26 protein-coding genes are annotated in these 20,835 nt (G+C 63.3%); 13 read left to right on the forward strand and 13 right to left on the reverse strand.

Annotated features, from left to right (window positions below; all coding sequences use genetic code 11):
• The first annotated feature begins 120 nt into the window (after nt 1-120).
• Nucleotides 121-750, forward strand: a complete 630-nt coding sequence (locus tag WCJ41_RS09980) for a hypothetical protein (protein WP_336905707.1) — start codon at nt 121-123, stop codon at nt 748-750.
• A gap of 150 nt (nt 751-900) precedes the next feature.
• Nucleotides 901-1,116 carry a hypothetical protein gene (locus WCJ41_RS09985; protein ID WP_336905708.1) on the forward strand — a complete coding sequence of 72 codons (216 nt, stop codon included), beginning with the start codon at nt 901-903 and terminating at the stop codon, nt 1,114-1,116.
• A 4-nt stretch (nt 1,117-1,120) separates the two neighbouring features.
• On the opposite strand, the gene WCJ41_RS09990 is transcribed toward WCJ41_RS09985, so the two are convergent.
• Together WCJ41_RS09990 and WCJ41_RS09995 are read right to left on the reverse strand one after the other, a co-directional pair.
• Entirely contained in the window at nt 1,121-1,774 is a 654-nt protein-coding gene (locus WCJ41_RS09990; RefSeq protein ID WP_336905709.1) for an enoyl-CoA hydratase-related protein, read from the reverse strand.
• Between the two features lie 124 nt (nt 1,775-1,898).
• Nucleotides 1,899-3,119: an NAD(P)/FAD-dependent oxidoreductase gene (locus WCJ41_RS09995; RefSeq protein ID WP_336905740.1), complete on the reverse strand. Its 1,221-nt coding sequence runs from the start codon at nt 3,117-3,119 to the stop codon at nt 1,899-1,901.
• A 367-nt stretch (nt 3,120-3,486) separates the two neighbouring features.
• Here WCJ41_RS09995 and WCJ41_RS10000 point away from each other — a divergent pair, with 367 nt between their 5' ends.
• Genes WCJ41_RS10000 through WCJ41_RS10025 form a run of 6 tightly spaced genes read left to right on the forward strand, consistent with a single transcriptional unit; the run spans nt 3,487 to nt 8,868 of the window.
• Nucleotides 3,487-3,627, forward strand: a complete 141-nt coding sequence (locus tag WCJ41_RS10000; RefSeq protein WP_336905710.1) for a hypothetical protein — start codon at nt 3,487-3,489, stop codon at nt 3,625-3,627.
• Nucleotides 3,624-4,640 (forward strand): thiamine pyrophosphate-dependent dehydrogenase E1 component subunit alpha, encoded by a 1,017-nt coding sequence (locus tag WCJ41_RS10005; protein ID WP_336905711.1) that lies wholly within the window; start codon nt 3,624-3,626, stop codon nt 4,638-4,640. The genes WCJ41_RS10000 and WCJ41_RS10005 overlap by 4 nt, the downstream gene beginning before the upstream one ends.
• Nucleotides 4,637-5,626 carry an alpha-ketoacid dehydrogenase subunit beta gene (locus tag WCJ41_RS10010; RefSeq protein WP_336905712.1) on the forward strand — a complete coding sequence of 330 codons (990 nt, stop codon included), beginning with the start codon at nt 4,637-4,639 and terminating at the stop codon, nt 5,624-5,626. Before WCJ41_RS10005 ends, WCJ41_RS10010 begins: the two co-directional genes overlap by 4 nt.
• A gap of 1 nt (nt 5,627) precedes the next feature.
• Nucleotides 5,628-6,890: a dihydrolipoamide acetyltransferase family protein gene (locus tag WCJ41_RS10015; protein WP_336905713.1), complete on the forward strand. Its 1,263-nt coding sequence runs from the start codon at nt 5,628-5,630 to the stop codon at nt 6,888-6,890.
• A gap of 31 nt (nt 6,891-6,921) precedes the next feature.
• Nucleotides 6,922-7,869, forward strand: a complete 948-nt coding sequence (locus WCJ41_RS10020) for a sugar kinase (protein WP_336905714.1) — start codon at nt 6,922-6,924, stop codon at nt 7,867-7,869.
• Nucleotides 7,870-7,875: 6 nt separating this feature from the next.
• Nucleotides 7,876-8,868, forward strand: coding sequence for a sugar-binding transcriptional regulator (locus WCJ41_RS10025; protein WP_336905715.1), 993 nt, complete (start codon nt 7,876-7,878; stop codon nt 8,866-8,868).
• Here the strand turns inward: WCJ41_RS10025 and WCJ41_RS10030 are convergent.
• Nucleotides 8,865-9,428: a DUF308 domain-containing protein gene (locus tag WCJ41_RS10030; protein WP_336905716.1), complete on the reverse strand. Its 564-nt coding sequence runs from the start codon at nt 9,426-9,428 to the stop codon at nt 8,865-8,867. The two genes, WCJ41_RS10025 and WCJ41_RS10030, sit on opposite strands and share 4 nt — an antisense overlap.
• 70 nt (nt 9,429-9,498) lie before the next feature.
• On the opposite strand from WCJ41_RS10030, the gene WCJ41_RS10035 reads away from it, so the two are divergent.
• The gene (locus WCJ41_RS10035; protein WP_336905717.1) at nt 9,499-10,434 is read left to right on the forward strand and encodes a phosphate acetyltransferase; all 936 of its coding nucleotides are present in this window, start codon (nt 9,499-9,501) and stop codon (nt 10,432-10,434) included.
• A 229-nt stretch (nt 10,435-10,663) separates the two neighbouring features.
• Nucleotides 10,664-10,861: a hypothetical protein gene (locus WCJ41_RS10040; protein WP_336905718.1), complete on the forward strand. Its 198-nt coding sequence runs from the start codon at nt 10,664-10,666 to the stop codon at nt 10,859-10,861.
• Nucleotides 10,862-10,893: 32 nt separating this feature from the next.
• Here WCJ41_RS10040 and WCJ41_RS10045 read toward each other — a convergent pair whose 3' ends face one another.
• From WCJ41_RS10045 to WCJ41_RS10090, 10 genes are all read right to left on the reverse strand, one after another.
• Nucleotides 10,894-11,322 (reverse strand): c-type cytochrome, encoded by a 429-nt coding sequence (locus WCJ41_RS10045; protein ID WP_336905719.1) that lies wholly within the window; start codon nt 11,320-11,322, stop codon nt 10,894-10,896.
• 191 nt (nt 11,323-11,513) lie between these two features.
• Nucleotides 11,514-11,882 carry a Fe-S cluster assembly scaffold SufA gene (gene sufA, locus WCJ41_RS10050; RefSeq protein WP_336905720.1) on the reverse strand — a complete coding sequence of 123 codons (369 nt, stop codon included), beginning with the start codon at nt 11,880-11,882 and terminating at the stop codon, nt 11,514-11,516.
• A gap of 10 nt (nt 11,883-11,892) precedes the next feature.
• Complete coding sequence (locus WCJ41_RS10055; protein ID WP_336905721.1) at nt 11,893-12,273, reverse strand: SUF system Fe-S cluster assembly protein; 381 nt, start codon at nt 12,271-12,273, stop codon at nt 11,893-11,895.
• Nucleotides 12,270-13,490: a cysteine desulfurase gene (locus WCJ41_RS10060; protein WP_336905722.1), complete on the reverse strand. Its 1,221-nt coding sequence runs from the start codon at nt 13,488-13,490 to the stop codon at nt 12,270-12,272. Before WCJ41_RS10060 ends, WCJ41_RS10055 begins: the two co-directional genes overlap by 4 nt.
• On the reverse strand, nt 13,490-14,662 hold the full coding sequence (sufD, locus tag WCJ41_RS10065; protein WP_336905723.1) for a Fe-S cluster assembly protein SufD: 1,173 nt from the start codon (nt 14,660-14,662) through the stop codon (nt 13,490-13,492). The genes WCJ41_RS10060 and sufD overlap by 1 nt, the downstream gene beginning before the upstream one ends.
• Nucleotides 14,659-15,420, reverse strand: a complete 762-nt coding sequence (sufC, locus tag WCJ41_RS10070) for a Fe-S cluster assembly ATPase SufC (protein ID WP_336905724.1) — start codon at nt 15,418-15,420, stop codon at nt 14,659-14,661. Before sufC ends, sufD begins: the two co-directional genes overlap by 4 nt.
• A gap of 10 nt (nt 15,421-15,430) precedes the next feature.
• Nucleotides 15,431-15,589 carry a hypothetical protein gene (locus WCJ41_RS10075; RefSeq protein ID WP_336905725.1) on the reverse strand — a complete coding sequence of 53 codons (159 nt, stop codon included), beginning with the start codon at nt 15,587-15,589 and terminating at the stop codon, nt 15,431-15,433.
• 24 nt (nt 15,590-15,613) lie between these two features.
• Entirely contained in the window at nt 15,614-17,128 is a 1,515-nt protein-coding gene (gene sufB, locus WCJ41_RS10080) for a Fe-S cluster assembly protein SufB (RefSeq protein ID WP_336905726.1), read from the reverse strand.
• A 7-nt stretch (nt 17,129-17,135) separates the two neighbouring features.
• Nucleotides 17,136-18,218: a cysteine desulfurase family protein gene (locus WCJ41_RS10085; protein ID WP_336905727.1), complete on the reverse strand. Its 1,083-nt coding sequence runs from the start codon at nt 18,216-18,218 to the stop codon at nt 17,136-17,138.
• Nucleotides 18,215-18,685: an Rrf2 family transcriptional regulator gene (locus tag WCJ41_RS10090; RefSeq protein ID WP_336905728.1), complete on the reverse strand. Its 471-nt coding sequence runs from the start codon at nt 18,683-18,685 to the stop codon at nt 18,215-18,217. The genes WCJ41_RS10085 and WCJ41_RS10090 overlap by 4 nt, the downstream gene beginning before the upstream one ends.
• 192 nt (nt 18,686-18,877) lie before the next feature.
• Here WCJ41_RS10090 and WCJ41_RS10095 point away from each other — a divergent pair, with 192 nt between their 5' ends.
• The 3 genes from WCJ41_RS10095 (at nt 18,878) to WCJ41_RS10105 (ending at nt 20,832) form a co-directional block, all read left to right on the forward strand.
• Nucleotides 18,878-19,531: an alpha/beta hydrolase gene (locus WCJ41_RS10095; RefSeq protein ID WP_336905729.1), complete on the forward strand. Its 654-nt coding sequence runs from the start codon at nt 18,878-18,880 to the stop codon at nt 19,529-19,531.
• A 48-nt stretch (nt 19,532-19,579) separates the two neighbouring features.
• Nucleotides 19,580-20,491 (forward strand): DMT family transporter, encoded by a 912-nt coding sequence (locus WCJ41_RS10100; protein ID WP_336905730.1) that lies wholly within the window; start codon nt 19,580-19,582, stop codon nt 20,489-20,491.
• Between the two features lie 74 nt (nt 20,492-20,565).
• The gene (locus WCJ41_RS10105; protein WP_336905731.1) at nt 20,566-20,832 is read left to right on the forward strand and encodes a hypothetical protein; all 267 of its coding nucleotides are present in this window, start codon (nt 20,566-20,568) and stop codon (nt 20,830-20,832) included.
• Nucleotides 20,833-20,835: the final 3 nt, after the last annotated feature.

A 20,835-nucleotide genomic window follows, 5' to 3' on the forward strand; every position in this document is an offset into this window, starting at 1 on the left:
GATCTTGACGCGCTCAACAAGAATCTGCCGACCGGCGAGACGCCACGCCAAAACGTGATCGTAATTCTCAGCGACGGCGACGCGAATGCACCAAAGACCGCCTCAGGATCGAGGCCCGCAATGATCGAAGCCGCCCGATATGCTAACCAGTGCCTGCAAGCGATTACCTCTTCCCAGGCCGCTACCGCCGCCGGGACCTGGGTTTATTCCGTCGCCTACAACGCCGGCACATCGGTAGGAGGTACCTGTAAGCTCGACACCTCGACGGTCTTGACGCCGCAGGTCATCGTAACGACCGCGACGAAGACGGACACCTACACCCAATCTTACAGCAACAGCCAAAAGAAGTGCGGCACAGTCGCGAAGTCGACGTCAAATCCGACGCCAACCACCCAGACCATGGCGGCGTCGCTTGCTCCGGCTCCCTCGGTCACCGGCCCCACGAGAAGCCCCTCACCCACCCCGGTGTGCTCAAGTTCCAACCGGAACATTTCCTACACCGACACGACCGTGACTGTGACGGTGGCCGCAACCACGCCGGCGACCTCGACGAAATATGACCGCACGGCCTGCGATACCATGCGCGCAATCGCATCGACCCCGGACAAGTTCTATTCTGTCGACAAGGTGGGTTCATCAGGTGGCTGCGTGTCGACGGTAAATCCGACCACCACCGACCTGCTCTCGATCTTCAAGCGGGTCGCGATCAGCATGATGACGAAGCGGCGCGCGCCGAAGTCGGCGATCTAGCGGAAACACAGGGGTGAGGGATGCGGCCGGTTTGCCAAGGCATCAGGCTTGTGCCCTCACCATTCAACCACACTTGCCGGACCTCACCGCGATGGCGCCGTCCACAGTGAACGTGAATGAGGCCGGACAGCAATTCTCGCAGCGCATGCCATGACTGACGAAACCATCATCCAGATTTACAATGCCCTGGTCATCTGCTTCTTGGTCAGCCTGGTGTTCGCTGTGCTCGTCGTGGGCAATACCATCCTGGCAAGGCGTGCGGCGCGGAAGCGCTCGCGCGACCCTCTCCTCGCGCGGCGTCCAGGCGCGCTGGAAGATGAACCGCGTCCGTTGACGCCGGCGCCACCAAAGGCACCTGATCCCTAACCTCTCAGCGCATCGTCTGCACTGCCGCAATGATCCGCTCCGGCCCCAGGCTGGTGTCGCCGCCGAAGGGATTGTTGATGATGACGTCGATCTCTTCCGCCGGAACCAGCCAGTTGATGATGCCCCACTCCAGCGCCTGCGCCGCCCCTGCCGGTGCCGCCGTGAAGAACAGCTCCTTGATGACGTTGAGGCGCAGCCGCCCCATGAAGTGCAGCAGCACCGTTGTATTGTAGGGAACGCCCAGGTTCACGGGCGTGATGGCAAAGCTGGCAGATGCATCCGCAACCACCAGGTCGCAGCTCAGCACGAGGTCGAAGGCGCCGCCCCAGACAGAACCCCGCACCTTGGCAATCACCGGGCCGGGAAAGCGCCTGATGGCGCGCAGCGTGTGCTCCAGAGGGTCGGCGTAGCGCAGGGGATCGAGGCCGCCCACCGGTAGCTCGCCGATGTCATGGCCTGAGGACCACACCCTGGCGCCTGCCTCGGCCTGGATGATGACGACCCGCACCGACTGCGCCTGGAAGCCGTTGAGCGCGGCCGAGATCGCATACATCATGCCGTGGCTCAGCGCATTGCGCCTGGCACTGCTGGTGAGCGTGATGGTGCCGATGCCATCCGCCACGCTGCTGGCGATATGCTGTTGTGCTGCTTCGCCCATGCCGCCCCTCCCTGCCCCGGTCCGCAAGGCGGACAACGGATGCGCGAGCCTAGGACAGCACGGTTGCGAACCATTTGACAGACGTCAAACGGGCCTGATCCCTAACGGCTGCGTGCGTTGCCCGTTAACGCGCCGCGATCTGGCCTGCGACATGCTCGGCATCCACCCACACGCCCCAGATGAAGGCCGAGGCGCGGCGCGAGAGCCAGGGAAGGCCAAGGAAGTAAAGCCCCGGTGCCTTGGTGGAGACGCCGCGCTCATGCGCCGGGCGGCCCTTGTCGTCGAAGGCGTCGAACTTGATCCAGCCGAAGTCCAGCGCATAGCCGGTCGACCAGATGATCGATGTGACACCGGCCTGCTTCAGGTCGAGTGACAGGATGGGGTTCAGCGCGCAGTCCGGCATCGCCTCCAGCGTGCGGGCATCGGGTTCCAGCGGGAAATCGAGCTTGTTGGCGGCGATATAGGCATCCGCCTCATCCAGCACCGAGAACAGATTGGCGTCACCACGCTCGATATTTGCCTTGAGGTCGGGTGCGAAACTCATCTTGCCATCGGCAAAGCCATCCGTGCGGCCCACCAGCGTGATGCCGCGATGCGCCAGATTGCGGAAGTCCACCGTGTGGCCGCCATGTGCGCCGCTCACCGCAATGGTCACATGCTCCATGCCGGGCGCGATGGTCTTGGCGTCCCACTTGCCAAGGGCCCCCAGCCACCACACGAAGTCCTTGCTCCGATAGGCGCGCGGCGGCCTGTCATGCGGGCAAACCGAGAGATAGACCTTGCGCTCGGCCCGCTGCAGCTCATCGGCGATCTGCGCACCTGACGAGCCCGCGCCCACCACCAGCACCGCGCCAGGCGGCAGCTGCGCCGGATTGACATAATGCGCCGAGTGGATCTGCAGGATGCCCTCGGAGTCAGGCACCATTACCGGCCGCAACGGTTTCTGGAAGGCCCCGGTGGCCGCCACCACGTTCTTCGCCTCGATCACGCCATCGGCCGTCTCGGCGCGGAACGTGCCATCGGGATTGCGGTGAAGTGCTGTCACCTCGACGCCCGTGCGGATCGGCGAGTTGTTCTGCTTCGCATAGTCTACGAGATACTGGACGATCTCGTCACGCGTGGCGAAGGCATTGTCATCGCATTTGAATGCAAGGTCCGGGAAGCGGTCATGCCAGGCCGGGCCATTGGCCACGAGGGAGTCCCAGCGCTCGGAACGCCAGCGCTCGGCGATGCGCTTGCGCTCGAGAAGAAGGTGCTCCTTGCCCAGCTTGCCAAGATGCCGGCTCGCTGCAAGCCCGGCCTGCCCGCCGCCGATGATGAGCGTCTCGACCTTTTTCACCGGCATGCCGCTGCCCTTCCAGATCATTCGTCTTCTCGGCGTTTTACTGGAGTTGGGCAAAACCGGGTAAGACCATTTCGCCGCAGCGGGCATTCGCGCCGCAAATATTCCTTTGCCCCACGCATGATGGGGTAAACAGGAAATCAGAAGGGCGGCAAGCCGGATCAAGCCGGTTGCCGCTCTCGTCCAACATCACGCATCCGGCGCCGGATTGCCCCCACCACCACGGCAGCGCGCCACGGCGAGTCATGCACCTCCATGGTCAGCCGCACCTTCGCAGTTGCGAGATGAATGGTGCAGTCACCAAACAATACTTATTGACATTCATGCATACAAAAGTATCTTAATCGAATACCCCAGTCAGGAGACCGGCATGCCGGCAGAAGATATTTCGCGCGGTTCGCGCCGCCTCGGCATGGCGACGGCGAAGGATGCGGCCATCTGCGAACGCCTCTCCTCTGACACCTGCGCGGCGGATACGTCCTCCCGCATCCTGAAAGGACTGCCTCGATGAATGCCGTGGGCAAGATCAAGCCGAACGCCCGGCCCTTCTACCAGAAGTATTCCGCCGACCAGCTGAAGGACGCGCTGCGCAAGATGTACCTCATCCGCCGCTTCGAGGAGGGCGCGGAAGAGGCCTACATGCGCGGGCTGATCCACGGCACCATGCATCTCTCGATCGGCCAGGAAGGCTCCGCCGTGGGCGCCACCATGGCGCTGCGCAACACCGACTACATCACCTCCACCCATCGCGGCCACGGCCACTGCATCGGCAAGGGCGCGGAGCCGAAGCTGATGTTCGCGGAGTTCTTCGGCAAGGAAGAGGGCTATTGCCGGGGCCGTGGCGGCTCCATGCATATCGCCGACGTCTCGACCGGCAACCTCGGCGCCAACGGCATCGTTGGCGGCGGGCTTCCCATCGCGGTGGGTGCAGCACTCGCCATCAAGAAGCAGAAGCGTGACGACGTCGCCATGTGCTTCTTCGGCGATGGCGCATCGAATGAGGGCGCCTTCCACGAAGCGCTCAACATGGCGGCGGTGTGGAAGTTGCCCGTTGTCTTCGTCTGCGAGAACAACAAATACGGCATGTCCGTCTCGACCGAGCGGAGCATGGCAGTGGCCAACGTGGCAGACCGCGCATCTGCCTATGGCATGCCCGGCGTCATCACCGACGGCAATTCCATTGCCGATGTCGAGGAAGCGATTGCCGAGGCCATCGCGCGCGCACGCCGCGGCGAGGGTCCGACACTCGTCGAATGCAAGACCTACCGCACGCGCGGCCATTCCCGCTCCGACCGCAACCGCTATCGGACGAAGGAAGAGATCGAGGAGTGGAAGGCCCGTGACCCCATCCCGCATTTCGAAGCGGAACTGATGGCGCATGGCCTTGCCACCGAGGCCGAAGTGATCGCCATCCGCAAATCCGCCGAAGCCGAGATCGCAGCGGGCATCGAGTTCGCCCGCCTTGGCACTGATCCCAACCCCAATGAGGTCACGCGCGACGTCTATTCCAACGAGGCCGCATGATGCGCGAACTCACCTATGCGCAAGCCATCCAGGAGGCGCTGGCGCAAGCCATGGATGCCGACCCCACAGTCTTCCTGATGGGCGAGGACATCGGCGTCTATGGCGGTGCCTTCCAGGTGACGGGCGACCTCGTGCATCGTTATGGCGAGGACCGCGTGATGGACGCACCTATCTCAGAGTTGGGCCAGGCCGGTGTTGCCGTCGGTGCCGCACTCGCGGGCTGCAGGCCGGTGCTGGAATTCCAGTTCTCTGATTTTGCCACGCTCGCCATGGAGCAGATCGTCAACCAGGCTGCCAAGCTGCGCTTCATGCTCGGCGGCAAGGTGAACGTGCCGCTCGTCATGCGCTTCCCCGCCGGTTCCGGCACGGGGGCCGCAGCACAGCATTCACAGTCACTCGAAGCCTGGCTCGCTCACGTTCCCGGTCTCAAGGTCATCCAGCCGTCGACCCCTGCCGACGTGAAGGGCATGCTGCTCGCCGCCATCGACGATCCGGACCCCGTCATGGTCTTCGAGCACAAGCTCCTTTACAAGATGAAGGGCGAGGTTCCGGAAGAGCCCTATCGCATTGCCATCGGCAAGGCGCATGTGGCGCGCGAGGGACGTGACGTTACCGTGGTCGCTACCTCCATCATGGTCCACAAGTCGCTGGAAGCAGCAACCATCCTCGATGCTGAAGGTATCGACGTCGAGGTCATCGACCTGCGCACGCTGCGCCCAATCGACACCGCGACGATCATTGACAGCGTGAAGAAGACCTCGCGCCTCGCCTGCGTCTATGAGGGCGTGAAGACGCTCGGCATCGGCGCCGAAATCAGCGCACGCATCGCCGAGAGCGAGGCCTTCGACTATCTCGACGCGCCGATCCTGCGACTGGGCGGTGCCGAGTCCCCCATCCCCTACAATCCTGAACTTGAAAAGGCCGCCGTGCCACAGGTGCCGGGCATCGTCGAGGGCCTACGCAACCTCGTCCGCGGGCGCATGTAGCATGGCCGTCGAAGTCATCCTTCCCCGCGTCGACATGGACATGGCGACGGGCAAGATATCGAAGTGGCACCACAAGGATGGTGACAGGGTCGCCAAGGGTGCCGCCCTGTTCGAGATCGAGACCGACAAGGCCGCGATGGAGATCGACGCCCCCGCCGGCGGCATCCTGCGCAACATCGTCGTCACCGAAGGCAACAGCGCACCGGTCGGCTCGGCGGTTGCGTGGATCTATGCCGAGGGCGAGGCTGTTGCGGCCCCTGCCCCCGCCGCAGCGCCTGTTGCCTCTGCTGCAGCTGCAACGACAACGACCACACCGGCACCCGTCACCGCAGCACCCGCAGCCGCCACCAACGGTGAGGCCCCGCGCGCGACACCGCTCGCCCGCCGTCTGGCGCGGCAGGCCGGGCTTCCCATCGGGTCCATCCCCGGCAGCGGACCACGCGGCCGCATCACCGCCGCCGACGTGCGCCGCGCAGGCGAGGCGAAGCCCGCATCGGTACCGGCTCTGCCCCCCGCTCCCGTCGTCTCTGGTGACAGCGTGCAGAAACTCTATGCACCGGGCAGTTTCGACGTCATTCCCGTGGACGGCATGCGCCGCACCGTCGCAGCGCGCCTCACGGAGTCGAAGCAGACCGTCCCCCATTTCTATCTCTCAGTGACTTGCACCCTCACCACGCTGATGGCGACGCGCGAGCGGCTCAATGCCTCAGCCCCGAAGGGTGCTGACGGCAGGCCATTGTGGAAGCTGTCGATCAACGACTTCATCATCAAGGCCATGGCTGCGGCGCTCCATAAGGTGCCTGCAGCCAATGTCACATGGGCTGGAGACTCGATCCTGCAACACCGATCTTCCGACGTGGGCGTTGCCGTCGCTGTCGACGGCGGACTGTTCACCCCCGTCATTCGCAATGCCGACGCTAAGACACTCACAACCATCTCCGCCGAGATGAAGGAACTCGCCGCCAAGGCCCGCGCCCGCAAGCTGGTGCCTTCAGAATACCAGGGCGGCACCACGGCCATCTCGAACCTCGGCATGTATGGGATCGAGCAGTTCACCGCCATCATCAACCCGCCGCAGGCTACGATCCTGGCGGTCGGCGCCGCAGTGGAGCGCTTCGTGCCCGTCAACGGTCAACCAGTGCTGGCCAGCCAGATGACGTGCACGCTCTCCTGCGATCACCGCGCGGTTGATGGCGCAGTCGGCGCGGAGTTGCTGCAGGCCTTCCGGCAGCTTATTGTAGAACCACTGCTGATGCTGGCGTGAAGACCGGTACGGCCGGTCGAGGGAGGTTTGCTTGCCGCGCTACGACTATGTCTCCATGGGCTTCTACACCTATGACTGCCTCGGCTGGCCATTCACCGAAATCCCGCCCGGCGGCGGCACGGTGTTCATCGACGAACTGACACTCGCCGTCTCGGGCGCGGGCGGCACCGCTGCAATCGCTGCCTCGAAGATGGGCCTCAAGACGCTTGCTCTGGCGGGCGTGGGTGAGGACCTGATGGGCGACTGGGTGCTGCAGCGGTTGCAGTATTTTGGCGTCGATACCTGGGGCGTGCAGCACCAGCCCGGCTGGAAGACCTCGTCCTCCATCGTCACTACACGTGCCGATGGCTCCCGCCCCGCACTGCACATGAAGGGCGCCACCTCCAACTTCTTCGTCAGCGACGAGATGATCCCCCGCGCCGTGGACACGAAGGTCTTCCACGCCGGCGGCGTCGGTCTCATGGACGCGATGGACAAGGGCCAGACGGCCGTCGTCATGAAGGCCGCCAAGGCCCATGGCGCCGCGACCACGGTCGATGTCTTCGCAGGATCGCCCAAGGACCTTCCGGCCATCGCGGCGGTACTTCCCTACACCGACTATTTCATGCCCTCGATCGAGGAAGCGCAGGCGCTTTGCGGCCTCTCCGACCATGGCGAAACGGCGAAGTTCTTCCTCGACATGGGGGTGACGGCCTGTGTGCTGACCCTCGGCGGCGACGGCGCCTATTACCACGACCGCGATGGGGTGACGTTTCACGTCCCCGCCTATGACATCAACGTGAGGTGCACCTGCGGCTGCGGCGATGCCTTCAACGCTGGCTTCGCGGTGGCGCTGGTGCAGGGCTTCGACATGGAAACGGCCGTCAGATTTGCGCAGGCAACCTCCGCGCTGAACGCCACCGGGCTTGGCTCGCAGGCGGGCGTCAAGGATTTCGCGCACACGCTTGATTTCATGAAAGCCACCAAGACGAAGGGCTGAACCGCGATGCCGGACAAGACCGACTCCCGCAAGACCCGGCCGCTTTCAGCTGAACGTGGTGCCGGCCGCATCGCCCGCAATCGCATGCGCATCGCCTGGATGTATTACGTCGAGGGCCTGACACAGAACGAAATCGCCGATCGCCTCGGCATCGGCCGCGTCACCGTCGTCCGCAACATCAACGAGGCGATCAAGCAGCGCGAGGTGAAGATCTGGATCGAGGGCGATGTCTCCGAGTGCTTCGAGCTCGAGGGCGAACTCAAGAAGGCCTTCGGCTTCAAGGACGCCGTGGTGGTGCCGGAGCCAGATCAGCCCGAGAACGTGATGAAGTCGATCGGCGTCGCCGCCGGCATGTATGTGTCCGACACGCTGGAGGACAACATGACGGTGGGCGTGGGCTGGGGTGCCACACTTTATGAGTCGCTCGCCACGCTTGCCCCGCGCGCCCTCGAAAACCTGCAGGTGATCTCGCTGCTCGGCGGCATCGTGCAGGCGCGCAAATTCAACCCGGCGGAGTTCGCCTGGCAGTTCGCCCGCATCATGGGGGCGGACTGCTACCTCTTCCAGGCGCCGGCCGTTGTGGATTCACCTGAAACCCGCGAGGCGCTGATCGAGCGCTGCGGGCTGAAGGACATCTTCCGCCGCGCCGAGCGGCTGGACCTGGCCATCCTCAGCGTCGGCACCATGGCGCCCTCCTCCACTGCCTTCCGCTTCAACCTGATCAGCGACGAGGAGCGCGCCGAGCTCCTGAGGCTGGGCGCGGTGGGCGACATGCTGTTCAACTTCTATGACCGTGATGGAAAGCTCGTCGACCACCCGGTCAACCGCCGCATCATGTCGCTGCCCATCGCGCAGCTGCGCGGCGTGCCCACCCGCGTCATCGCCTCGGGCGGCAATGACAAGGTGGACTGCCTGCTGGGTGCCATAAGGCTCGCGGACTGCAACGTGCTCATCACCAACGAGGCGACAGCCCGCGAGCTGCTTCTGCGGAAGGCCTAGGCGCCGCGGGCCTTCATGAAGTCCTGCGCGGCACTTTTCAGCTTCCAGCCGAAGGCCAGCAGCACGAGGCCCACCAGCACCGCGGTGCCGGCGATCACCCAGATGATGCTGACGGCCGCACTCGCCGGATAGAACACGATGAGCAGCCCCAGCGCCGCCCCGGCAATGCCTGCCAGCGCGAGCAGCCCCGGCTGCTCGATGTCCTTCCACATGACCAGCGCGCCGATCAGCTGCAGGAGGCCCGCCGCGATGTTCCAGAAGCCGATGAGTAGCACGACGTAGGTGGTGGCGAAGCCCGGTGCCAGCAGACAGACGAGGCCAGCCGCGATGCCGACGAGTGCCGTCAGCAGGCTGGTGATCGAGGTGCCCTCGTTCTTGCCGCGGAACACGCCCCACAGGCCCAGCAAGCCGTCGACCAGGGCATAGATGCCGAACAGCGTCACCACCACGGCCAGTGTCACCCCCGGATAGACGAAGGCCAGGACACCGAAAATCAGGCTCGCGAGCCCGCGTAGCATGATGGTCCGCCACATCGCCGTAAAGAATTCGCGCATCGCCATGTCAATGTCCCCCAGTTTCGCTAAACTGGCTGCAACCTAGCACAGCCCATTCTGAGTCTGGGAGAACCGATTGGACACGCCGACCCACGCCAAATACGAGCAGCTGATCGAGCGCACGCGGGACCTCCCCGCGGCCCCGACGGTGGTCGTGCACCCCTGCGACGAGACCTCGCTGCTGGGTGCGGTGGAAGCGGCAGGGCTGGGCATCATCATTCCCATCCTCGTTGGGCCCCGCCGCAAGATCGAGGCGGTAGCGGAAAGGACAGGGGCTGACATCTCCAAATTCCGCCTCGTCGATGCCCCCCACAGCCACGCGTCGGCGGCCCAGGCTGTGAAATTGATCCGCGCGGGCGAAGGCGCTCTCCTCATGAAGGGCAGCCTCCACACCGACGAGCTGATGCACGAGGTCACCGCCTCGGCCACGGGGCTTCGCACAGCGCGGCGCATCAGCCATGTCTTCGTGATGGATGTGCCGACCTATGCCGAGCCGCTGTTCATCACCGATGCCGCCATCAACATCTTCCCGGACCTCGATACCAAGGTCGACATCGTCCAGAACGCCATCGACCTCCATGTGCAGATTGGCCTCGGCATGCCGCGCGTCGCCATCCTCTCGGCGGTCGAGACGGTGACCACCAAAATCCCCTCGACGATCGAGGCCGCCGCCCTGTGCAAGATGGCCGATCGCGGCCAGATCACCGGCGGGCTGGTGGATGGCCCCCTGGCCTTCGACAACGCCATCGACATGGAAGCCGCGCGCATCAAGAACATCCGCTCCGAGGTGGCAGGCCGGGCCCAGATCCTGGTGGTGCCGGACCTCGAGGCCGGCAACATGCTGGCCAAGAACCTCACCTTCCTGGCGGGGGCGGATGCGGCTGGGCTGGTGGTGGGTGCCCGGGTACCCATCGTGCTGACCTCGCGGGCCGATTCCGTGCGGGCCCGCTTGGCCTCCTGCGCCATCGCGGCACTTTACGCTCAGTCACGCCCGGCGATACCCGGCGAATAATGGCCCAGGGCCGCCAAACTTGAGCTTTTTGCTTGACACTCTTGCCCGCCCGGTTCATTTCCGGGAGCGGCGCGGACACCGCTCCATTCTCAAACAGGAACCCGAAACCCAATGCCAAGCGACAGTCATAGTCGATCGACCATGCCGCTACTGGCACGCGCGGGTTTCTGAGTTTTCCTCAGTTCACCCCCGCCACCCGGTAACGGCTGGTCGGTAAGAGGTGAACCAAATGACCTTCAAGTCTCTTTTCACGTCCCGAAATGCCGCCGTACAGGGCGGTCAAAACGACAATGCCGGGATGATCGTCATCCTGATGATGTCCCTCGTCTTCGTACCCATCATTTTCGCCCACGCGGCGATGGTGATGCCGGAGGCGCCCGGCACGCAGCTCGCGGGCATGTTCAGCGCCCTGCTCAAGACCTTCTGAAAATCAAACCCCGCGCCCCGGCGCGGGGTTTTCTACTTCACCTGCAGGCCTCCGATATAGTCGATGAGATTGTCGACACGGCGCTGCACCGAGGCTTCGTCGCCCTCCGCCCCACCAAGATCCTGCGCCGACTCCGCCTTGAACCACACGCCCCACACCGGCATCTCGCGCTCGCCATGACCAGGGACGGGGTCGCGCCCGTCAATCATGCGGGCCAACCTGTCACGCGGGAATTCGCCATGGCGCTGGGTCAGCGTCGTCAGGTTGGGTGGCTTGATGGTGAGGCTGAAGGCCTTGGGGCCATTGCCCCTGGCATCCTCGCCATGGCAACTCGCACAATACATGTTGAAGTCATGCTCGCCGGAAATGCCTGCATTGGGGTCGGCATCCTCCTGGGCATGGAGGGTGGCGGCTGAGAAGATGAGAAAGGCAGCGGCGAGAACGGTCAGTGTGTTCCGCATGGCGGTCACCTCATGAATCACGCTCGTTCCCGGGCGAAAGCCTAGATCAGCCGAAGGCCGCGCGTCCACCGCAGACCAACCCACCCTCTCATCATCGCCGGGCTTGTCTCGACGATTCTTTTGGTCGCCACCAAAGAAGATGCCCGGGACGAGCCCGGGCATGATGAACTTTGCGAGTACGGAAGCAGTCCTCAGCCTTCCGCCGGCTTCAGCTGCACGCTCTCCCCACAACCACAGGCAGAAACCTGGTTGGGGTTGTTGAACACGAAGCCCGACTTCAGCGCCGAAACCTGGAAATCCATCTCGGTGCCGAGCAGGAACATCATCGCCTTGGCGTCGATCAGCACCTTCACGCCCTTGTCCTCGACCACCTCGTCGAAGGGCTTCTGGTCCTCGGCCCATTCCATGGTGTATTCCATGCCCGCACAACCGCCGTTCTTCACGCCGATGCGCAGGCCCACCACGGGCTTTTCGGCCTTGGCCATGATCTCGCGCACGCGCTCGGCGGCGGCGTCAGTCAGCTTCATGGCCTGGGGAAGTGGTCGTGATGCGGATGCCATGGCGTCCTCCTTACCACATGTTCATGGCCACGCGGGCCTCTTCCGACATGCGGCTGTGGTCCCATGGCGGATCGAAGACGATTGTTGCGCGGCAGCTCTGCACGCCCTGCACGGTGGACACGGCATTCTCCACCCAGCCCGGCATGTCGCCCGCCACCGGGCAGCCGGGAGCCGTCAAGGTCATCTCGATCGCCACGTTGCGGTCATCGTCGATGTCGACCTTGTAGATCAGGCCCAGCTCATAGATGTCGACCGGGATTTCCGGGTCATAGACGGTCTTGAGCGCGGCCACGATATCATCCGTCAGGCGTGCCAGCTCATCCGGCGGAATGGCCGAAGGGTTCGGCGCATTGTCGGGAACGGGCGTGGTCTCGGTCGCGGCATCGGTCATCCGAATATCCTCCGGGCAGAGATAAGCGCTTCGGCCAGAACATCAACCTCTTCGAGGGTGTTGTACATGGCGAAAGACGCACGGCAAGTGGCGGTGACACCGAACCGCTGCAGCAGCGGCTGGGTGCAGTGGGTGCCGGCGCGGACGGCAACGCCCGCGCGGTCGATCACGGTGGCAACATCATGGGCATGCGCCCCTTCCATGTTGAAGGAGACAATGGCGCCCTTGTTCTTCGCCCGCCCGAAAATGCGCAGCGAGTTGATTTCGGAGAGGCGCTCCGTGGCCCGGTCGCGCAGGGCCGCCTCATGCGCGGCAATGTTGTCGAGCCCGACGCCGCGCATGTAGTCGAGTGCGGCACCTAGCCCAATGGCCTGTACGATGGCCGGCGTTCCCGCCTCGAAGCGGTGCGGCGGGTCATTGTAGGTCACGTAGTCAGTGCCCACTTCCAGGATCATCTCACCACCGCCCTGGTAGGGCGGCATCTTGGCGAGCAACTCCTTCTTGCCATAGAGCACGCCGATGCCGGTCGGCCCATAGGTCTTGTGGCCGGTGAAGACGAAGAAATCCGCATCAAGCGCCTGCACATCGACGGCCATGTGAACGGAAGACTGCGAGCCGTCCACCAGCACGGGGATGCCGCGTGCGTGCGCCAGCTTGATCACCTCCGCCACCGGCACGATGGTGCCGAGCGCGTTGGACATCTGGGTGATCGCCACCATCTTGGTCTTCGGCGACAGCAGCTTCTCAAACTCGTCGAGCAGGAAATTGCCCTCGTCGTCGATGGGCGCCCACTTCAGCACCGCGCCATTGCGCTCGCGGTGGAAGTTCCAAGGCACGATGTTGGAATGGTGCTCGAGGATCGACAGCACGATCTCGTCGCCCTCGCCGATCACCATGCCACCGAAGCTCTGCGCCACGAGGTTGATCGCCTCGGTCGCGTTGCGGGTGAAGATGATCTGTTCGGCGGACGGCGCATTGAGGAAACGGCGCACGCTCTCGCGCGCATCCTCGAAGGCCTGGGTCGAGGCATTCGACAGGAAGTGCAGTCCGCGATGCACATTCGAGTACTCTTCGGTGTAAGCCTTCATGATCGCATCGAAAACCGGCTTCGGCTTCTGCGCAGAGGCGGCATTGTCGAGATAGACCAACGGCTTGCCATAGACTTCTCGAGACAGGATCGGGAAGTCCTTGCGGATGGCCTGAACGTCGTATGCCATCAGCGCTTCCTCCCGTGCTCGGTCAGCCAGCGCGCCGCGAAGTCTTCGAGTGCCGTCCGGATGCCGTCTTGGTGCACGGTGTCGAAGGCCTCGCCCACGAAGGCCGCGATCAGCAATGCCTTGGCCTCGGCCTCGGGGATGCCGCGCGACTTCAGGTAGAACACATGGTCGTGGTTCAGGTCGCCAGAGGTGGCGCCATGGCCGCAGGCCACGTCATCGGCATAGATTTCGAGTTCGGGCTTGGCATCGAACTCCGCCGTCTCGGTCAGGAGCAGCGCGTGAGAAGACTGCTTGCCGTCGGTCTTCTGCGCGCCGGGTCGCACGATCACCTTGCCCTGGAAGATGCCGCGCGCATGGTCGTCCATCACACACTTGAAAAGTTCGCGGCTGGCGCAGTTGGGCACCTCATGGTCCACCACCAGCGCCGTATCCGCATGCTGCTTGCCCGCCAGCAGGAACGCGCCCGAAATCTTGGCATCGGCGAACTCGCCGATGAAGCGGAAAGTGCCGTTCTGCCGGTTCAGCTTGGCGCCGGTTGTCAGCGTGAAGTCGCGGAAGGTCACGTTCCGGCCCACGATCACGTGGCAATGCGCAAGGTGCACGGCGTCATGCGACTCCAGTTCCACCTTGATCCGGTCAAGCCGCGCATTGTGTCCGATGCGGATTTCCATCACGGAACTGGCGAGGTAGCTGCCCTCGCCCAGATGCGTCTCAATGATCGTGGCCGAGGCGTCGTCCGCAATCTCGATCACATTGCGCGTCGCCACGGTGCGCGGGGATGCATCCGTTGAAATAAACACGAGCTCGATCGGCGTGTCGACATTGCCCTCGATCCGCAGCCGTGCCCCATCAGTGGCGAAGGCCACGTTCATCAGGTTCACCGGATCGTCGATTGCGGCGGTGGATTCGACGAAAGCGTTCGCCTGCTTCGAATGCTTCGCGTCATATTCGCCGTTGACGAACACCATGCGCGTTGCCGCAACGCCGGCGAACAGGGAAGAGGCCACGAGCCGCTCCACATCAGCAGGCTTCGCCATCACATGCTGGCGCGGAGGGTACGGCTTGTCGATCAGCTGGCGCAGGTCGGTCCAGCGCCAGTCTTCCATGCGCCGGTTGGGCAGCTGGAAGCCCAGCGCCTCCTCGGCAGCCGTTCTTGCAATTACCGTGCTCATGCCGCGCTCTCGGTGAATTCGGCGTAGCCCTTCTCTTCGAGTTCCAGCGCCAGGTGCTTGTCGCCCGATTTCACGATGCGGCCCTTGGACAGCACATGCACGAAGTCCGGCACGATGTAATCCAGCAGGCGCTGGTAGTGCGTGATGACGATCATCGCCCGGTCGGGCGAGCGCAGCGCGTTGACGCCGTCAGCCACCACGCGCAGCGCGTCGATGTCGAGGCCGGAGTCGGTCTCATCGAGGATGCAGAGCGAGGGTTCGAGAACCGCCATCTGCAGGATCTCGGCGCGCTTCTTCTCGCCGCCGGAGAAGCCAACGTTCACCGGGCGCTTCAGCATGTCCGGTGACACGTTCAGCTTTGCGGCCTTCTCCTTGACCATGCGCATGAAGTCCGGCGTCGAGAGTTCCTTCTCGCCCCGCGCCTTGCGCTGCGAGTTCAGCGCCACCTTCAGAAACTGCATGGTGGCGACGCCGGGGATCTCGATCGGATACTGGAAGGCCAGGAACACGCCCTTGGCCGCGCGCTGGTCCGGCGACATCTCCAGCAGGTCCTCGCCCTTGAACGTTACGGAACCTTCCGTCACCTCATAGCCTTCGCGCCCCGCCAGCACATAGGACAGCGTGGATTTGCCGGAGCCATTCGGCCCCATGATGGCATGCACTTCACCCGGCTTAACGGTGAGCGACAGGCCGCGGATGATGTCGCGGTCCTCGTCTTCGAGCTTCACATGCAGGTTGTCGATGTCGAGAAGGTTCACGGTTGTCGCCTCAATGAATGAAATACTTGTAGCCGAGCGTGATTACGGCAAGCCCGATGGCGCCCTTGACGCCATCGGCCGCCGCCTTTGGCAGGGCCGTTTTCGGTTCCGCCGCGCGGTACTGGCCATAGCGGAACACCGCGAAAACCAGCGCCAGCCCGATGGGCAATGCGATATCGAAGGAAGGTGAGGCTCACCCCACGCTCCCTTCCAGCGAGATGCCGATCAGCTTCTGCGTTTCGGCCATGAATTCCATCGGCAGTTGCTGCAGCACGTCGCGCACGAAGCCGTTGACGATGAGGGCCACCGCCTCCTCCTGCGAAAGCCCGCGCGACATGCAGTAGAACATCTGGTCGTCCGAGATCTTGGACGTCGTCGCCTCGTGCTCGAACTGCGCGGTCGACGTCTTGGCCTCAATGTAGGGCACGGTATGCGCGCCGCACTTGTCGCCGATGAGGAGCGAGTCGCACTGCGTGAAGTTGCGGGCGTTGGTCGCCTTGCGGTGGGCCGAGACGAGGCCTCGATAGGTGTTGTCGGAACGGCCCGCCGCGATGCCCTTGGAGATGATGCGGCTCGACGTGTTCTTGCCCAAGTGGATCATCTTGGTGCCGCTGTCCACCTGCTGGCGGCCGTTGGAAATGGCGATCGAGTAGAACTCGCCGCGCGATTCTTCGCCGCGCAGGATGCAGCTGGGGTACTTCCAGGTGATGGCGGAGCCCGTCTCCACCTGGGTCCAGCTGATCTTGGAGCGGGGGCCCCGACAGTCGCCGCGCTTGGTCACAAAGTTATAGACGCCGCCCTTGCCCTCGGCATCGCCCGGGTACCAGTTCTGCACCGTGGAATACTTGATCTCGGCATCGTCCATCGCGATCAGCTCGACCACGGCGGCATGCAGCTGGCTCTCTTCGCGCGTCGGCGCGGTGCAGCCTTCGAGGTAGGACACGTAGCTGCCCTTGTCGGCGATGATCAGCGTGCGCTCGAACTGCCCGGTGTTCTTGGCGTTCATGCGGAAATAGGTCGAAAGCTCCATCGGGCAGCGCACGCCCGGCGGCACGTAGACGAAGGAGCCGTCGGAGAACACTGCCGCGTTGAGGGCTGCATAGTAGTTGTCGCCCTGTGGCACGACGGAGAAGAGATACTTCTTCACCAGCTCCGGGTGCTCGCGCAGCGCTTCCGAGATCGAGCAGAAGATCACGCCGGCCTTGGCCAGTTCCGCCTTGAAGGTGGTCACCACCGAAACCGAGTCGAACACCGCGTCCACGGCCACGCGGCCGGAGGTGTATTCGTTGCCTTCCTCGTCCAGATCGCTCTTCTCGCCCTGCTTCCGCACGCCGGCGAGGATTTCCTGTTCCTTCAGCGGAATGCCGAGCTTGGCGTAGGTTTCCAGCAGCTTCGGGTCCACCTCGTCGAGGCTCTTCGGAGCCGCCGAGCCCTTGGGGGCGGCATAGTAATAGAGGTCCTGAAAGTCGATCTTGGGGTAATGGACCTTTGCCCAGTTGGGCTCGTCCATCTGCAGCCAGCGGCGATAGGCCTCGAGGCGGGCCTCCAGCATCCATGCGGGCTCGTTCTTCTTGTTCGAGATGAAGCGGACGATGTCCTCGTTCAGGCCCTTCGGCGCATAGTCGGACTCGATGTCGGTCGTGAAACCGTACTTGTACTTGTCGACGTCGATGTCCTTGACGAGTTCAATCGTTTCAATGTCAGCCATGTTTCCCTCAGGCAGCAGCCCTGGCCTTGTGGCGGTCGCGGATCTTGCGCCACGCGGCAGTGAAGTGTTCGATGTCTTGTTCGCGGGTGTCCCAGCCAAGTGATACGCGAATTGCGGCTTCGGAGATTTCCGGCTTCACCCCCATGGCGGCCAGAACATGCGATTTTGCGACCTTGCCGGACGAACAGGCGGAGCCGGACGAGACCGCCACCCCTTCGAGGTCGAACGCCATCAGCAGCGTCTCGGCCTTCATGCCGGGTAAGGCGAAGCAGGTGGTATTGGGCAGCCGCTCGACCTTGCTGCCGAAGATCACAGCACTGTCGAGTTCTGCCTCCAGCCGGTCACGCAAGTGCATGACGTCCTGTTTGAGCCCGGCGACGGCGCCGAAGCCTGCAATCGTCACCAGATTCTCTGTGCCCGCCCTGCGCCGCAGCTCCTGGCCACCACCATGGATCAGCGGCTCGACCGGAACACCATCGCGAATGACAACGGCGCCAGTGCCAACCGGACCACCATTCTTGTGCGCCGACAGCGTCAGAAAATCCAACGGCGGCAACCCGAAATTCAACATGCGCTTGCCGAGAACCTGCACCGCATCACTGTGCACCAGGCACCCATGCGCCTGCGCAAGCCGCACCACATCTGCCAACGGCTGCACCACGCCCGTCTCGTTGTTGGCCGCCATCACGCTCACCAGCGCCTTCGGCCCGTGCAGCAATTCTTCAAGGGCGCCAAGGTCAATCACACCATCCGCATCAACCGGAATGACACCAACAGGCTTCCCCGATGCAGTCGCTGCCTGCAGCACCGAGGGGTGCTCGATTGCGGAAACGATAATCCTTTCAACAGGCGCGCCCTTCAGCGCCATGTTGTTCGCCTCGCTGCCACCAGAGGTGAACACCACCATCGGCGGGATCACGCCCACCGCCCGGGCCACCTGCTCGCGCGCATCATCCAGCACCTTGCGCGCCGCGCGGCCTTCGCCATGCACCGACGAGGCATTCCCCGTACAATCCATTGCGCGCACCATCGCCGCCTTCGCTTCCGGGCGCAGCGTCGATGTGGCGTTATGGTCGAGGTAGCTCCTCACGCCGGGGTTCCCTCCGGGTGACGGTCCTTGGTCTGCTTGATGGTGGCGGCCAGCGCCAGGTTGCGCTTCTCGACGACGTCCTCGAGTGTAATCGATGACAGGAAGGCCATCATCTGGCGGCCGAGGCTGGACCAAAGGTCATGCGCGTTGCAGCGCTCGCCCTTCACGCAACCTTCAACAGCGTCGCCGTCGCAACGTGTGAACTGCAACTCCTCGTCAACGGCGGCAATGATTTTGGCAACCGGAATCATGCTCATCTCGCGCGCCAGGCGGTAGCCACCGCCGGGTCCACGGGCACTTTCCACCAACTTCGCCTTGCGCAACTTGCCAAACAGCTGCTCGAGATATTCCTGTGAAATGTCCTGCCGTTCGGCGATTTCAGCCAATGAAACCGGTTCCCCATCGGAATGGGTGGCGATGTCGATCATCGCCATCACGGCATAACGGCCCTTGGTGCTCATCTTCATGGCACGAAATCCTTGATTTTGAACCCCTCACCCGTGCTAAAGGCCAGAACTTCAAGGCAGCGGTGACACGCGCCGCCAGTTTCGAACAATTCTAAACAGGGATATAGAAAACCCGAGTACAGGAGTCAATTATTCGGTGGGCCCTCCACCGGGTTTTTCCTGCCGGATATCTCCCATGAGGAACAAAGCTTTATGCCGGAAGTGATTTTTGGCGGCCCCGCGGGCCGCATCGAGGCGCGCTACCACCATTCAAAGGCCGCCGGATCGCCCATCGCCATCCTGCTGCATCCGCACCCGACCTTCGGCGGCACGATGAACAACCCCATCGTGCACACCATGTACCAGATGTTCCAGAGCCGCGGATTCTCCGTTTTACGCTTCAATTTCAGGGGCGTAGGCCGCAGCCAGGGCGTGTTCGAGAATGGCGCGGGAGAGCTTTCCGATGCCGCCTCGGCCCTCGACTGGCTGCAGTCCTTCAACCGCGAGGCCAAGATCTGCTGGATCGCCGGCGTCTCCTTCGGCGCCTGGATTTCGATGCAGCTGCTGATGCGCCGCCCCGAGATTTCGGGCTTCATCTCGGTGGCCCCGCTGGCCAAGCATTATGACTTCTCGTTCCTCGCCCCCTGCCCGGCTTCAGGCCTGTTCGTGAACGGCGAAAAGGACACCGTCACGCCGCCGGAAGCGGTCCACAGCCTGGTGTCCAAGCTCAAGACTCAAAAGGGAATTACCGTCGAACACAAGGTGATCCCGGGTGCCAACCACTTCTTCCAGGACAAGATCGACGAGCTCTCGAAGATCTGCTCGACCTATTTGGACAAGCGCCTCGCGGCGGAAGGCCAGCTCTAGTCAGCTATCGGGTGGCGCCAAGGCACCGGGCGGAGGAAGAAGACGCCTATGACGCCCACGCCCCATAGCCATATTCCGCTCTCCGTATGGGGAATGCTGCTGTTCCTGTCGGTCATCTGGGGCGGCTCCTATCTCTTTGTAGGCATAGCCGTAAAGGACCTTTCACCGCTGGTCATCGTGATGGCCCGCGTGGTGCTGGCAGCGGCCGCCCTTCTGCCCCTGCATTTCCTGCTCGTCGGCCCGCTGCCGACTGACAGGGCAGCCTGGACTGCCATCATTGGCCTCTCGATCTTCAACAATGTCATCCCCTTCACGCTCATCGTGACGGGGCAGACGATGATCGCATCCGGACTGGCCTCGGTGATCAACGCCACCTCGCCGCTGTTTGGCGTGGCGATCATCGCGGCGGCTGGGCTCGAGCCGTTCATCCCACGGAAAGTGTTCGGAATTCTGGTTGGCATCGTGGGCGTTGCCATCCTCAAGGGCGGGGCGATCATGGGCCAGGGATCGCAAAGCCTGGGCATCCTGCTGTGCCTGGGAGCTGCGGCGAGCTATGGGGTGGGCAGCCTGTGGGCCAAGCTGAAACTGAAGGGTACCCCGCCGCTGAGCATGGCCACGGGGCAGTTACTGTGCTCTTCCGTGATCATGACCGTGCTTGCATTCAGCTTTGATAATCCACTGCAACTCATTGATGCATCAAAGGAAAGCTGGGGTGCGCTGCTCGGGCTTTCGTTGCTGTCCACGTCCTTCGCCTACATCATCTTCTTCCGCGTGGTGGCCCGCTCCGGCCCCGCCAACGTCCTGCTGGTCACCATGCTGATCCCTGTTTCGGCGATTGCCATGGGCATCACGGTTCTGGGTGAAACCCTTGATACCATGGAGATTATCGGCACAGTCGTCATCATCCTGGCGCTGGTGATCATCGACGGCCGCGCGCTGAAGGCCATGACCGCAAAGTAATCGCCGAGCGAAAACATTGATCACTGACATGTGGTCAAGATAGGCGTAGACTCTGCGCGACCTAGGAGGTTGCCATGACACTCAGTGCTTATGCTTCCCCTGCTCCGCCCCGTGCATCCGTTGTCATTCGCCACCCCGTCACCGCGTCGATCGTGGTGGTGCTGGTGGCTCTTCTGTGGGCGACGATTGGCTTTGCCAGCTCGTTGTTTACAAACGATATTGTTGTCGCAGACGAGTCCTATGGCCTGATCCGGTCGTCAATCACCGGGCCGGCCATCCTGCTGCTCCTCTGCGCCGGCGCTTGGCTAGGAAGCCTCTGGCGAGTCGGCCAGGCGACCTAAGCG

Origin of the sequence: Aestuariivirga sp., assembly GCF_037139295.1 — a bacterium.
Classification (GTDB): Bacteria; Pseudomonadota; Alphaproteobacteria; order Rhizobiales; family Aestuariivirgaceae; genus Aestuariivirga.